14 protein-coding genes are annotated in these 14,836 nt (G+C 43.0%); 2 read left to right on the top strand and 12 right to left on the bottom strand.

Translation table 11 applies throughout. From position 1 onward, the window contains the following. Positions 1–131 precede the first annotated feature (131 nt). The 4 genes from B9A22_RS01570 to B9A22_RS01555 form a co-directional block, all read right to left on the bottom strand. A complete protein-coding gene (locus B9A22_RS01570) occupies positions 132–344 on the bottom strand; it encodes a small, acid-soluble spore protein, alpha/beta type (RefSeq protein ID WP_245823747.1) in 213 nt (70 codons plus the stop codon). A 152-nt stretch (positions 345–496) separates the two neighbouring features. Further along, a complete protein-coding gene (locus B9A22_RS01565; RefSeq protein WP_084573835.1) occupies positions 497–949 on the bottom strand; it encodes a histidine utilization transcription antiterminator HutP in 453 nt (150 codons plus the stop codon). Between the two features lie 136 nt (positions 950–1,085). Then, entirely contained in the window at positions 1,086–2,615 is a 1,530-nt protein-coding gene (hutH, locus tag B9A22_RS01560) for a histidine ammonia-lyase (protein ID WP_084573834.1), read from the bottom strand. A 415-nt stretch (positions 2,616–3,030) separates the two neighbouring features. Further along, positions 3,031–4,446, bottom strand: a complete 1,416-nt coding sequence (locus tag B9A22_RS01555) for an amino acid permease (RefSeq protein ID WP_084573833.1) — start codon at positions 4,444–4,446, stop codon at positions 3,031–3,033. A 354-nt stretch (positions 4,447–4,800) separates the two neighbouring features. Here B9A22_RS01555 and B9A22_RS01550 point away from each other — a divergent pair, with 354 nt between their 5' ends. Continuing rightward, on the top strand, positions 4,801–5,544 hold the full coding sequence (locus B9A22_RS01550) for a hypothetical protein (protein WP_084573832.1): 744 nt from the start codon (positions 4,801–4,803) through the stop codon (positions 5,542–5,544). Positions 5,545–5,584: 40 nt separating this feature from the next. On the opposite strand, the gene B9A22_RS01545 is transcribed toward B9A22_RS01550, so the two are convergent. Next, positions 5,585–7,006: an MFS transporter gene (locus B9A22_RS01545; protein ID WP_084573831.1), complete on the bottom strand. Its 1,422-nt coding sequence runs from the start codon at positions 7,004–7,006 to the stop codon at positions 5,585–5,587. An 835-nt stretch (positions 7,007–7,841) separates the two neighbouring features. Here B9A22_RS01545 and B9A22_RS01540 point away from each other — a divergent pair. Then, entirely contained in the window at positions 7,842–8,336 is a 495-nt protein-coding gene (locus B9A22_RS01540; RefSeq protein WP_084573830.1) for a GNAT family N-acetyltransferase, read from the top strand. On the opposite strand, the gene B9A22_RS01535 is transcribed toward B9A22_RS01540, so the two are convergent. The 7 genes from B9A22_RS01535 to B9A22_RS01510 all read right to left on the bottom strand — a co-directional run bounded on the left by B9A22_RS01535 (position 8,328) and on the right by B9A22_RS01510 (position 14,802). Further along, positions 8,328–9,170, bottom strand: a complete 843-nt coding sequence (locus B9A22_RS01535) for a Cof-type HAD-IIB family hydrolase (protein ID WP_084573829.1) — start codon at positions 9,168–9,170, stop codon at positions 8,328–8,330. The two genes, B9A22_RS01540 and B9A22_RS01535, sit on opposite strands and share 9 nt — an antisense overlap. Positions 9,171–9,218: 48 nt before the next feature. Next, the gene (locus B9A22_RS26530; protein WP_371361037.1) at positions 9,219–9,296 is read right to left on the bottom strand and encodes a hypothetical protein; all 78 of its coding nucleotides are present in this window, start codon (positions 9,294–9,296) and stop codon (positions 9,219–9,221) included. Positions 9,297–9,304: 8 nt separating this feature from the next. Further along, entirely contained in the window at positions 9,305–11,896 is a 2,592-nt protein-coding gene (locus tag B9A22_RS01530) for an EAL domain-containing protein (protein ID WP_176215341.1), read from the bottom strand. A gap of 137 nt (positions 11,897–12,033) precedes the next feature. After that, on the bottom strand, positions 12,034–12,648 hold the full coding sequence (locus B9A22_RS01525; RefSeq protein ID WP_084573827.1) for a LysE family translocator: 615 nt from the start codon (positions 12,646–12,648) through the stop codon (positions 12,034–12,036). A gap of 7 nt (positions 12,649–12,655) precedes the next feature. Further along, positions 12,656–13,114, bottom strand: a complete 459-nt coding sequence (locus B9A22_RS01520; protein ID WP_084573826.1) for an Lrp/AsnC family transcriptional regulator — start codon at positions 13,112–13,114, stop codon at positions 12,656–12,658. Positions 13,115–13,610: 496 nt separating this feature from the next. After that, positions 13,611–14,408, bottom strand: a complete 798-nt coding sequence (locus B9A22_RS01515; protein ID WP_139796119.1) for a PhzF family phenazine biosynthesis protein — start codon at positions 14,406–14,408, stop codon at positions 13,611–13,613. A gap of 16 nt (positions 14,409–14,424) precedes the next feature. Continuing rightward, the gene (locus B9A22_RS01510) at positions 14,425–14,802 is read right to left on the bottom strand and encodes a Rid family detoxifying hydrolase (RefSeq protein WP_084573825.1); all 378 of its coding nucleotides are present in this window, start codon (positions 14,800–14,802) and stop codon (positions 14,425–14,427) included. Positions 14,803–14,836 lie beyond the last annotated feature (34 nt).

The following is a 14,836-nucleotide window of genomic DNA, read 5'->3' as shown; positions in this document are numbered from 1 at the left end:
GGGAAAGACTAAATTTCTTTGGCAAAAGGGGAAATATATCCTTTTGCATTTTTCAGTAATTCTCTTACCTAATCTATTTCTAAAAAAGAAGCCGAAAGTCTGGATTAAAACTTTCGGCTTCACGTCCTTATTTACTGTGCGTTTTGGTGCACTATGCCACTGGCCCTGGCTTCCTCGGCCATCGCCTGTTCTCCTCGCTTAATGGCTTCACGAACCATGGAACCAACTTCCCCCGTCGTAACGTCGCTCCAGTCTCTATCCTCGACCTTCTCAGCAAAACCTAAGTCATGGGCTAATTCATATTTCAATTTCTCCGACATTACACCTTTTCCCAATAGAAGCACCTCCCTATTTATTTGAAGGCGAACCTAAGTATATTATTTGCTATAATATCAAAAAAGATTCTATAAGAGTTAGCAACAGTAATGGAAATAGGTGTTTCACGGACTTGAGCTGGATTGAATAGTAAAACCTAACTTAGCTTTTCTCTGAGACTTTAAATTGGGTTAATTCCCAGGCCTAGTACTTCATGTTCATAACCCTTAATCGGCGCCCCCATATTACCGTATAAAGCCACCGCGATCCACTCACCATCATTATTATTTCCCGGCAATTTAGTGCCGCGAACAATACAAAACAATAAGCCGGCACTGCGCAACACGGTGCCAAGCCCGATCTGTCCTCGGCACATGCCGTTATAGGCTTCAAATACAGAATGATAGAGGGCATGCTCTTCCCGGTAACGCTCGTCAATTAAACCTTCTTTCTTGGCTGCCGTCTCTACTGCCGCAAAAATTTTGGCAGAATCCATTGACCCTACTTTACCCTTATACAGCCGATAGCCAAACTTCTCCCCTTGTCTTTTCAAGTCCGCTTCATCCTCACCAGAAGACATGATCGTTAGAATTGCCAATTTTCCCAGGCTACCGTTTTTTTCTATACTAAACATAGCTCATCCACCTTTCTCTCACCATCTTACCTGAAGAAACTCATAATAACAGTTTCTTTCTAAATCCTTGTATATAATCAACTAAACTAGGAACAGGAGTTGCTCCTGTTCCTAGTATTATAGCATGCGTAATCGCTTAATAGATTTTCATGGGACCAATAGCAGTCTCTACACCTTTAATCAGGGAGCCATCGGCGATTAACTGATATATACTCTGGATATCTGGTGCCGGTATCCGGTCTTCGTCCAAGTGTGGTACCGCTTGGCGGATGGCTTTATGTGCTGCACCTGTACCAACACCTGGGGTTAGCGGGGCTAAGAAGTCAATACCCTGCGCAGCTGCCAAACACTCAATCGCAAGAATATAGCGGACATTCTCCAGAATTTCCCGCGCTTGACGGGCCGCTATCGTTCCCATGCTGACATGATCTTCCTGATTGGCCGAGGTAGGAATCGAATCAGCACTTGCCGGGTGGACCAGTACTTTATTCTCTGATACTAAAGAAGCTGCCGTATACTGAGTAATCATTAACCCTGAATCTTCTCCCGGATAGGCAGTCAAGAACGGCGGCAGTTCACTCAAATGTGCATCCAGCAAGCGATTGGTGCGCCGTTCAGAAATGTTACCAATTTCAGCTAAGGCCAATTTCAAATAATCCATCACCAGTGCAATCGGCTGTCCATGAAAATTACCGCCAGAAATGGCTTCACCTGTATCTGGCATAATTAACGGATTATCGGTGGCGGCGTTGATCTCGATGGTAAGGGTTTCTTCCACGCGCCGTAAAGCATCTTTGGAAGCGCCATGTACTTGAGGAACACAGCGCAAAGAATAAGCATCCTGTACTTTGGAACAATTGACATGTGACTCAATAATGGGACTGTTTTCCGTTAATCGCAGCATATTTTCAGTGGTAGCCACCTGACCGATATGAGGTCTAACCTGACTAATGCGCGGATCAAAAGCAGTGCGGGTCCCCCTCAAGGCTTCGATACACAAAGCAGCTGCAACATCGGCGCTCTTCATTAGATTCACGGCATCCTGCCAGACCATACATCCGACAGCAGTCATTATTTGGGTACCATTGATTAAGGCTAGTCCTTCTTTACCTCCCAAGGCTATCGGTTCTAGCCCACTCACCGCTAGCGCTTCAGCCCCACTCATTAACTTACCGTTGACATATGCCTGCCCTTCTCCCAGCATGACTAACACCATATGAGAAAGAGGCGCCAAATCACCGCTGGCTCCTACCGAGCCTTTCGCCGGAATAGCCGGACATATGCGCCGATTCAACAGGTTCAGCAGCATCTCCACCGTCGAGAGCTTAATCCCCGAGTATCCTTTAGCCAATGAGTTAGCCCTCAGCAGCATAGCTGAACGAACAACATCTTCCGGCAGATGCTCGCCCACGCCGGTAGCATGGCTAAGAATTAGATTCTTTTGCAATTTTTCTCTTTTCTCTTTAGAAATAAAGATTTGGCTGAAATCACCAAAACCTGTGGAAATGCCATATACCGGACTCTCGGCATCCAAGATTTTATCCACGATTGCACGGCTATCCACAATCTGTTTACGGCCTTGATCACTTAAGCCTGCTTCCTCATATTCTCTGGCTACTTTTACAACATCCTCTAAAGTTAAAGCATATCCGTCTAATAATATCATAACTCTATACCTCCATTTTTTTTGGAAAATAAAAAAGAGGATAACACTCATTAATGAGTTTACCCCCTAATATCTCATAACTATGGGCAAGCTATTCAAGTAAAAATTGCATCCTCATACAAACCGGTAAAACTACTTTATATCGAACCAGCTTGCCTGCCACACTCTCATCTCTCGCATCTAAGGAAGGCAACTTATATTCATAATAGTTGACAAAACTGCTAAAGTCAAGCCTAATATTATTTAGCTGCTTTTTTATTTTTTTGCAATAAATTCGTTCATGCTTATTTACTCATTTCACAGGGGAGTAACCCGTTCTGAAATATATAAAAAAAAGGGGGGGCACACTCATTGCTAAGTCTACCCCTTATCTCGCATAACATGGGTAACCATAAATGAATCTATAATGCTCTTGCTATTCTTTCAGCATTATCTCGTTCATCTCGTTATCGTTGAGGATTCGTGCTTGCTTAGCCTGTGGTTTGCATTTATAGCCAATCCACAAAATAACAAGCCAAATAGGTGTCAGGTACATAGAAATTCGCCAGTCCTCGCCTAAATACCACATCACGGCAAATATCATCGCTAAAAAGCCGATACAAATATAGTTCGTAACAGGATACCATACCGCTGGAAATTCAATCTTTGCCCCTTCTGCTATCTTTGCCTGGCGAAATTTCATATGGCTGACGCTGATCATCACCCAACTAATAATATCCGCAGAGACAACCAGGGCCATCAGATAGGTGAAGACCTGACTTTCAATAAGATAGTTTAAGAATACCACCAATCCCATAAGGAAGGATGAAAACAGTACTCCCACTACCGGCACTCCGCCCTTGTTTAATTTTTTAAACATGCTCGGGGCGTTCCCTTGCTGCGCCAAATTGTAAAGCATACGTCCATTGCTGTAAAGACCGCTATTATAAGCGGAAAGAGCTGCGGTAATCACGACGACATTCAACAGAGCCGCTGCAGAGGAAATGCCTATTTTCGAGAAAATCTGTACAAACGGGCTGCCTTCTGCGCCACCAGCACCCAGCTGATTCCAGGGATAGATCATCAATATGATCAACAGGGCACCCACATAAAAAATCAAGATCCGCCACATCACTTGATTAATGGCCATGGGGATGGTCTTTTTAGGATTATCCGCTTCCCCGGCCGTGACCCCAATCAATTCAGTCCCGCCGTAGGCAAACATGACGATCGCCAAAGAACAGAGGAAACCTTCCAGCCCATTCGGGAAAAAGCCGCCATAATTCCAGAGATTGCCCACACCGCTGCTGGCACCCGCCTGTCCGTTGAGAAGGATCATCGTACCAAAAACAATCATACCGATAATGGCTACTACTTTGATAATGGCAAACCAGAATTCAAATTCTCCATATAACTTAACATGAATCAGATTAATCCCTGTAAGAAAAGCCCAGCATACCAGGGCAGTAACCCAAACAGGAATATCCGGCCACCAGAACTGGACGTATTTCCCGACTACCGTCAGTTCCGCCATATTGACCAGCACATAGGCGATCCAATAGTTCCACCCTGACAGAAAACCCGGGAAATCCCCCCAGTACTTATAAGCAAAATGACTAAACGAGCCTGATACGGGTTCATCAACAAGCATTTCGCCCATGTGGCGCATAATCCAAAAAATGATGATACCGCCGATAAGATAGGAAAGCATTACTGCTGGCCCTGCTATTTGAATCGCTTTGGTTGATCCGTAAAATAGCCCTGTGCCAATAGCCCCTCCTAAGGCAATCAACTGAATATGCCGGTTTTTCAATCCTCTTTGCAAGCTTTCATCTTGGGAATTTTCGGACACTTTGTTTTCTCCTCTCTGTTATTAAGTTTGCCAGTTTATCCCGGGATTTCAGAGCCTTGGCAAAAGTCTTCTGAAAAATAAAAAGGAGCAAAACTCAAATAGAGTTTTGCCCCCTAATATCTAATAGCTGTAGGCATTCCTATAATTCATTGATGTAATTTTCTTAACTTTAAATATATTATAAATTAAGTACATAGAGCTTGTCAATGTTTTCCTGGAGTACAATGCGACTTTCTTAGCTGATAAAACTGACCGCAGGCAGGGAATTGCTGTATTTTCTTGAATAATTAGAATAACGAATCACAATCGTACAAATTGCCCCATTTGAAAAAAAATCACCGGAGGGATTGACCGATGAACAGAAACTGGTTTCTCACAATGTTTTTAGCTTGCCTGATTCTTTTTACCGGCATCAGCAGTACCCACGCTTCAGATCAAGTCGACTGGCAAGTTCAAAAGATCGGCGCATTTGCCGTCCCAGAGGGCTGGCAAACAGCAGATCTGGTACAGGTATTGGCGACAATCATGAAAGAAGCTAATGCAACAGCAAAAACGCCGGCAACACCTCTGCCAGTGCCGCCGGTCGACCCGTTCGCCCTACTGAAAAATATCAACTATCAAATGTACCAAGTTACCATGAACGACGGTAAGGCTTACCGCACGGCGTTCATGGCCTTTTACCGGGACGATAAACCCTTAAGCCTTGAAGGCAAACTGTACTTTTCCAAAAAACTTTCCAATGAGCAAAAACAAAAGATGGAGACCAAAATCGACTCTTCCGTTCAATTAATGAAAAAGCAGCTTGACCTCAGTTACAAACAAACCAATGTCGGTGTAACTTTTCTGGATGTTAGCCGCCCTGATTACCTACAAATCAATAACAAACAAGCCTACGGCCTGAGCGCCAGATCTGTGGTTTCGATGTATGGAATAACCATACCGTATTATTTAAAAGGGTATGCCTTTGATGCCGACGGTTTTTTGTCTGCCGCTTTCCTGTTAACTACCGACAGCGAACGGAGTTACTGGGACCCACTGGTGCGAAAAATCATCCAGTCGTTTAAACCCACTAAACCCACCGTCACTATAAATCAATAAAGAAAACACGGCTTGCGCCGAGCCTCCGGCGAAGTGGAAGCTACTTCTTGGCTGGCTTTCCATCACGTTTCAGCGAAATGACCACACCAAGCACAGCTAAACAGGCGCCAACAAGCAACGCTTCCTGATAGCCAGCCATAAATGCGGTTACCTGCTGATCAGCCGTTGGCTGACTAATCCCACTCAGACTGGCCGCACGCCGGTATTCCAGAATAGATACAGCCAATGCCGTACCGCAAACCATGCCAAAGTTCCGAGCCAGCGCATTAATACCACCAGCCACGCCAAATTGCCGGGGTTCTACAGCACTCATTACACTGTTATTATTGGGTGACTGAAACAAGCCGTTCCCCAATCCCATGAGCGCCTGTGAGCCCATAATCAGCCATAGCGTAGCATCCACATGCAGTTTAGCTGTCAGTACCAAGCCTAAAGCCATCAACCCCAAACCGACGGTTGTTAAAGTCCCCGAGCCCACTTTGTCTGACAGTATACCACTGACCGGCGCTGTTATCGCCATAACTAAAGGAAAAGCGGACATAATCAATCCGGTTTTGGCTGGTGCAAAGGCAAGGATATTCTGAAGAAAAAACGGCAATAACATAGTGCTGGTAAACATGGCTGTAAACGAAAGAAGCCCAGCTAAATTTCCTGCTGAGAATGCCCTATTCTTGAAAATTGCTAATTCCAGCATGGGCTGATCAATCTTTTTTTCATACCTGATAAAAACTCCAAACACAATGAGCGCAAAACCAATACAGCCTATGGTACTAGGCGAAGCCCAGCCCCACTCGGTCCCATAGCTCAAGGCCAAGAGAAAACTTACCACACTAGTCGTAAACAGTGCGGCCCCCAAATAATCAATTTTTTCCTGACGCAGTTCTTGGTCAAAAGGCAAGACATAATGCACCCCAGCATACCCTAATAACCCGATCGGAATATTAACGAAAAATATGGCATGCCAACTAAAATGTTCAACAAGCACCCCGCCCAAGCCTGGCCCGCTTAAACTGCCTAGCGCTACGATAGTGCCAATCATCCCCAATACCTTGCCTCGCTCGTTCTGAGGAAAACTCCCAGTCACAATGGCCATGGCATTGGCCATTAGAGCAGCCGCACCTATGGCTTGAAGTATTCTAAACCCAATTAAGAGACCGATCGAGTCGGCAATACCGCATAACAAAGAACCGGCGGTAAAGCCGATAAAGCCAAAGCCATATACCTTCCGCCGCCCCCAGATATCGCCAAGTCGTCCTACCAGCGGCAGCAAGCTGGTAATGACAAGTAAATAGGCAGTTACCACCCACTGTGCTGTAGCAATATTTGTATCGAGTGCCGTCGTAATCGGCGGCAAACCAACATTGACAATGGATGCGGTCATTGTTGCCATAAACGTTCCGGTAGAAACTACGCCGAAGATCAACCATTTATAGTAGCTCAAATTTTGCAATTTTTCCTGCACAGATAGACTCCCTTCACGCTTAGACCTGCATTTAGTTTACCTGCTCTTCTCTTGAGAAATTCCACCTTAAAAAAGCTATTTCCTTTAGAAAATTATCCCAGAAAGATAAACCGCGCTGAATTTTCAGCGCGGTTTTAATGTCCTGTAAGAAAGTATAACTTTCCGTCTGGATAAGGGCAACATCGGCTTCCGCTTTCGCTAAGGCTCGGCGCAAGCCGTGTTTTCTTTATAAGGACACCATAATTATGGATTATCAAGTGGTACAATCATCCCCGAAGTCAGGGAATAATAAGATGAATAGACTAATAACCAAAATGACAAACCAGAGCTCTCTATTAGTACCAAAAAACATCCTAACTCCTCCTTTGCCAAGACAATTTTTTGTATTCTACTTTATACTATTCTAAAGCCGGTAATCATGTTACCGCATAACTTACAGGAAAACTTAAGAGATAGCAATCTGCAGATTGCTATCTCTTAAGTGGAAGGAGGTATGTTTACTCGATTTAGTGGGACAGAGCATGTGCTTTTTAACTGCTTAGAAAGTGGTGTCGTTATCTCCGCAGAATAAGAAAAAGAAACTGATAATAATAAGGATAACCCAAATAAAGTTACCATTATTATTAAAGAAATTCTGACCGATAAAATTTTGTCGATTATCCATCAAAACTCCTCCTTTAATAGGTATATCTATCCTATTGTATGCTTGAAGCACTGAATGTGCGCTGACAGAAATGCTAATAGTTGAGACATTGCATGCAATAATAACGATCCATGATATAATGAATGTTAGTTTTGATCTGTACTCTTGAGATTATGAAATGGAGGATACCATATGATAGAGATAACAATTCGAGGAGTTCGGCCAGAAGATTTGGATCGTATAACTGAAATCGAGTCAGTCTGTTTTCCTGCGACTGAAGCAGCACAGCGGGAGTCGTTCAGGGAGAGGATTGCAGCTTTCCCTGAATACTTCCTGGTAGCTGAAGCAGATGGAATCTTGATTGGCTTTATCAATGGCTGCGTCACCAACAGCGCAGTTATCTATGACGAGCTATTTCATAGTACGTCGCACCATATACCGGATGGTAAGAACTTAACTGTTTTTGGCCTGGATGTAATTCCTGAATACCGCAACCTGGGAATTGCGGCCCAGTTAATGAATCATTTTATTCAACTGGCCAAAGACACTGGTCGAAGAAGCGTTATTCTAACATGCAAGGAACGGTTAGTTCATTACTATGAGTCATTTGGCTATGTCAATAACGGCATCTCAGGATCAACCCATGGTGGATCTCAGTGGTTTGATATGACACTTGTTCTAGGATGAACGGTTTTCTAAAACAAACCGCTCGATAGCATTAGCGACTCCCTCGTGATCATTAGAATCGGTTATGTAATCTGCTTTTTGTTTCACGCTATCCGAAGCATTTCCCATAGCGATGCCCAGGCCGGCATATTCTATCATCGATAAATCATTTTCACTATCGCCTATGGTTATTATATCTTCACTCTTCAGATTATAAAGTGACGCCAGCATTGCTACAGCTTTTCCTTTGGAGACCCCTTTACGCGTAATTTCAATATTATACTTGGAAGAATCTACGATTTCTAGCTGTTCTATCTTCTTTAGTTCATTCCGCAGTTCGTAAATTAATGCTGCATCTCTATAGATAATCTCGCATTTTACAATATTATCTTTTTCTTTACATAATATTTCTCGCCATTGCTGCCAGGAGAAAACATATTCCATATCTAGATTATTGCTTCTGCTACCTAATATTTTAGTTGCAATATAAAAAAGTTTAAACATAATATTTCCATAATAAAATTTATGCGGAGTACAAAAATACGGCTTTGTGCGGTGTTTATAAAATATCTCCAGCAGTTCTAGTGACAAGCTTTCGCCGAGAGCATCCTGGTAAATAACCTTACCATTATCCTTTTCTTTTATGAAAGCTCCGTTTGATGCGATCACCGGGGATTTTACACCAATAAGATTAGAATAATATTCGGCATCAGTATACATTCGTCCGGTACTTATCACTATATGAACGCCCAGCTTATGTGCTTTTAACAGTATTTCTTTCGTTCTTTTTGTAATTTCATGCTTATTATTCAAAAGCGTCCCGTCAACATCAATACAGACTAGTTTATACGCCATAGCAGCGTCCTTTCTTTAAACAGCTTAATCAAAGCCCAGCAGTCCCGATCAGCTCTCGCCGCCATCCTCAATAGAGACTATTGGATATTCTTCCACCAGCCTATTGTAGTATTCAACCATCTCCACTGGTGTTTTTATGAATCCTTAGATTTCATGCAGACCTTCAACACCTCGGCTTCCGGCACAGGGCGGCTGATTAAATATCCTTGGATAGAATCGCACTGCCACTCCCTCAGCAATTTTCGTTGCTCCTCGGTCTCTACACCTTCGGCCACTACCTTGAGACCCAAGTTATGTGCCAGAGCAATAATAGAACCCATAAGCGGGCCATTTTTCCCCCCCTCAGTCAAATCATCCACAAATGCCTTATCGATCTTTACAACATCAATAGGCAATTGTTTCAGATAAGTTAATGAGGAATAGCCTGTGCCAAAATCATCAAGGGCAATACGGACTCCCATATCTTTTAGCTCCTTCAGTTTGGCGATATTGGTAGTAAGGCATTCTGAATTCATCAGGATTGTTTCAGTAATCTCAAGCTCTAACATCGTGGGTGGTACAGCCGCCTCGTGCAAAGCTGCCCTAACCATCGGCACAAAGTCTTCACTGGCAAGTTGTTTAACCGAAACATTAACTGCAACATAAGTATCGGCATAAGCCATGTTAGTCAACTTGCGGGCAAAAGCGCAGGCTGCCCGCATAACCCATTTACCAATGGGGACAATAAGCCCCGACTCTTCCACCAGCGGAATAAATTCTCCCGGTGCTACCAAGCCTTGTTGAGGATTATTCCATCGTAATAAGGCCTCAAATCCGGAAACCAGTCCTGTTTCCAAATACACTATCGGCTGAAAATACAGCAAAAACTCTTCATTACTGACTGCGGCCCGCAAACTGCGCTCCATATTGAGTTTATGAATCAGTGTTTCCTGCATGGAGGCTTCATAAAAGCGGTAGCCATTCTTACCCGCATTTTTAGCAGCGTAAAGTGCCGTATCGGCTTTTTTTAGGATCTCGTCAACTTCAGCGCCATGAAGCGGATAACATACAATACCAATGCTCACCGACAAAAAGAAAGAATGCGCGCACAAATTAACCTCTCTTGATAAGGCTTTAAGCAGTTTTTCTGCATACTGGACAATATCTGCAGTCTGGCAAACATTTGTCAATAGTACTACAAATTCATCACCACCCAAACGGGCTACTAGGTGGTGTTCGTCAACTACCTTGCCAAGCATATCTGCAACCTCAATAAGCAGTTGGTCTCCCTGCAGATGGCCGCAAGAATCGTTAACAAGCTTAAAATTGTCCAGGTCAAGATAGAGCATGGCGCCACAGACTTGACCACCTTGAGCCATTACCAGCTCGCTCCTGAGCCGCTCGGTTAACAACCGCCGGTTAGCAAGTCCGGTTAGTGGATCCCGGTATGCCAATCTCCATATTTCTGCCTCTCGCTTTTTATGCTCACTAATATCAGTAAAAGAGCCTGCCATGCGGATTGCTCTGCCGGCTGTATCAAACAGAGCTTTTCCCCGTGATAATACCCAGAGGTATTCTCCTGCCTGGCTCATAACACGAAATTCAGCAGCATAATAGGGAGTTTTCCCGGCAAAATGATCGAGCATCGCCTGCTCCCTGACGCCTTTATCCTCGGGGTGTATCCTTGCTGCCCACTGTGTATAACCGTCCCCGCCCTCGACACCAGACAAGCCCAGTATATCATTTAAGCGTGCTGACAGTTCTATTTTATTGTTGCGCAAATCCCAATCATAGATAACATCGTTAACTCCTTCCATCGCCAAGCGGTACCGTTCTTCACTCTTTCGGAGTAACTCATTAGCGTCTGTTAATTGTGTGTACAAAGCCATAAGCTCTTCATTGCCAGCTGTTAACTCTTCGTGACTTTGGGTTAATTCCTCATGAGCCTGCTGCATGGCCGCGCTTTTCGCCCACATGTCGGCAAGCAAGGCATTAAAACCGGTAACTAGCCGTTCGGCTTCCGAACCCTTACGATAGATTAAGGGCGAAAGCAGCAGGGCTGTATCCGGATTATTCCTTAGCCGGTCAAAAGCCTGAATTAACAACTGATAGCTACTAAACATCGGCCGGAGCAGGGTATATTGCGCCGCCATTATCAGCATAAAGAAGATCAAGAATATTCCTTGAAGGTTTAGCTGAAACGCTTTGTAGCTTTTTTGAATGTCTTCTACGTACATACCTGTACCGATATAAGCTTCAAGCTCGGGAATACCCACTACATAAGACACCTTTTGTTGAGGCTGGGTGGTGCGTTCAGGTGGATGATAGTAGTAGGTAACATAGCCCTCGCCTTGACGCGCTGTGTCAATAAGCGAGGTAATGATGGGTAAGCCATACGCATCTTTAAGTTGACTTTGATCACTGCCTTCCAGACTTGGTTCAAAAGGCTGTACAAGCATAATACCTTGGTAAGAGCTCATAAATACATAATTTGCTCCAAATAAATCGCTATAAGTCATGCTACGAACATTGTCCCTAACTTTGTCTAACGCCGCCTGGCGGGATAATAGCCCAGCACGGTACTGAATAATAACAGGATCTATCGAATGCCGGGCAACCTCGACAATGCGTTTAAGCTCTTGCCGGCGATAATCATAGATATTTGCCTCAAATTTATTTGTGATAAAACCGACAGCAAACAATAATCCTGATACAAATATCAGCAAGGCAAGTAAAATTCTGCTCAAGGTTTTGTCTAACCACAATGCCAAAGCTTGCACAAAAATACCTCTTCTCCTAAAACTTTCGACCTGCGATTATTCCACTTACATCATTTTTTCGATATTTAACGACAAACACCTTGTTTGGCAGATTTTTTTTTTAACTAAACCATAATTAAACTCATTATCCCAAAGGCAGCAATAATAATCCCTGAAAACTGATTAACCCATTTAAGCCGTTTTTGGTCAAATCTCGAACGAAGTACAATTACCATTCTGCTTAATATCAGCCACCAAAGCATTGAACCGACAAAAACCCCAAAAACTAATAAGCCTGCCAGCATGTAGTTTCCAGCAGTTTGCCCTACTCCTAATCCGGCAAAAATAGCTGCAAATGATATTATAGTCATTGGGTTCGTCAATGTTAAAAATAAAGCAGATACATAGTCACCTAAAAACCCTTTGCCGCTCCCGTCCGCAGCAGCTAACTCCGGAGGATTTGATCTAAATGTTGTGTAACCCAAATAGAGCAAGAATAGTCCTCCAATCAAACGAAAATATGATTGGTTATCTACTAGAAACGTAGAAATAACCGTCAAGCCGAAAGCAGCTATGCAGCCGTATAAAGCATCAGCAGTTGCTGTGCCTAAGCCTGACAAAAAACCACTTAACATCCCATTTGACAGAGTCCGCCGAATACAAAGAACTCCGATGGGCCCTACTGGGGCGGCTATAGAAAACCCTAAGACTATACCTTTAATAAAAAAATACAACTCCATAGTATATCTACCTTCTCTCGATTTTTAGTGGTAATATCGGAGTCTCCTTAACAGTAGATAAAATTACGGTTGTTCGAGTTCGAGTACCTGGCAAAGACTTTATCTCTTCCGTGATTAATCGTTCAAGGTCGCGAGTACTTGCGCACCGTACTTTCAGAACATAGTCCTCCGCACCAGCGATATGATGACACTCCTGTATTTCTGCCAACCGATTAACCGTCTCCAAAAACTCTAACTTCTGTTCAGGTCGGTCTAAAGTTACCGATATTAAAGCGGCTAAGCCACAGCCGATTGCATCTGGGTCTATTAAAGCGGCATAACCTTTAATTACTCCTAACTCTTCCAACTTACGGACCCTGTCAGCGGCGGCAGGAGCCGATAGCCCAAGCAGTGTTCCTAGCTCTGCCCATGTTGCTCGAGCTTGTTCCATAAGCCGCTGTATTACTTTCAAATCATTAGTATTCATACCACTCTTCCTTCCTTTGCAATGTTTTATATTTAATTTTATTAATTATAATTAATTTTCCAGTATTTTTCAAGTAATTATTTCTATTCAATCAAGCATTTTATCTGTCCCCTTATCCACTTCACTTTAAGGAACATTGACACAGGATAATAAAAAGAGCCGATAAAGGTGTCACCTCAATCTGCTCTTCGCTTATCACTATTCAATTTTACATTTGATATCTGTACCATCGAGCAAACTCACAATCAATCGCTCGCTATCTAATACTTCGTTAAATACTGAGAGCTAGTACGATAATCGCGAATGAGAAAAATTATGATAACCATACTTCCGGCGAAAATTCCTCTATATGCTCCCGCCTGGTTAGCTACCTTTGAGCATACAGTGATAACGCTTCCGGATAGTGTAACGTACGCAGCTAAAATTCATTACAGTATTACATTTTAGACATTTTTAAATTGCCAGAATGCGCGTTCTCAAAGAAATTTACGATTATCTATTTTTCATCAACACAGATATTTCCAATGGCATAAAGAGCTGCTCTACCACTGAGTTTCACTCTTTCGCCACAGAACTCACAGTAAACCGTGCCACCACGCTTAGATACCTGTCTCGCGACCATTTTATCAAGTCCATTTCTTTCTCTCCAGTACGGAATAAGAGAACAGTACATTGTACCACACACAGGGTCCTCATCAATATTTAGCTTTGGCCAAAATGCTCTAGCAACAAAATCAAATTCCTCACTTTTTGCGGTTATATACACAGATAAACCTTCTGGAAATTGCCTTATCTTTGAGAAATCTGGAGTTAGATTCTTCACAGTATCCTCAGAATCAAAGATAAATATTAAATCCCTACTAGTCTTAAGTACCTCTATTGGAACCGCACCTAATGCATCAACCATCAGATCGGTCAAGTGATACTTTTCAGGTATGATGGTTGGAAAATCCATTTCATATAAATCATCCTTCTTGGTAACCAGCAAATGATGATTCATTTTTTGGGTATTGAAATGGAGTACATTGGTATCAGTTTCGACGAACCTAAATAAAATATAAGCCGTTGCAAGGGTTGCATGACCGCAAAGGTCTATCTCTCCACCAGGAGTAAACCATCTTAATCCATATGTATCTCCTTCCTTTACAGCAAAAGCTGTTTCTGACAGGTTGTTTTCTATTGCTATTTTCTCCATCTTTTCTATAGGAATCCATTCATCCATTACGCATACTCCCGCTGGATTTCCTTCGAAAATATTATCCGCAAATGCATCGGCTACATAATATTTCAGCATATCTCTTCCCCCTTAGCTATTTATGTGCAACGGCATCTATTTCAACCAATGCACCGAATGGTATTTTTGCTGCCTGCACGCAGATGCGTGCTGGATATGGTTCTCTAAAATGTTTCCCGTAAACTGCATTTACTTTTGCAAAATCATTCACATCGTCGAGGAATATTGTTGCCTTAAGTACGTTATCCATAGAACTACCCGCTGCTTCAAGAATCGCCTCAATGATGGTCAGAATCTTTTCTGCTTGCTCCTCAACTGTACCAGATGGAACGCCTGTCTGAGGATCAATGGCAGTAACTCCAGAAACATATATGATACCATTGTACTCAATCGCTTGTGAATAAGGTCCTACGGCTTTACCCGCTTTGTCTGTGTGAATTTGATTTTTTTTCATTTTCATCTTCCTCTCTTATTTCTATTTGTGACTA

The organism is Sporomusa malonica (genome assembly GCF_900176355.1).
Taxonomy (GTDB): domain Bacteria; phylum Bacillota; class Negativicutes; order Sporomusales; family Sporomusaceae; genus Sporomusa; species Sporomusa malonica.
The sequence above is the reverse complement of the archived record's forward strand: the minus strand, read 5'-3'. Positions and strand labels throughout refer to the sequence as shown.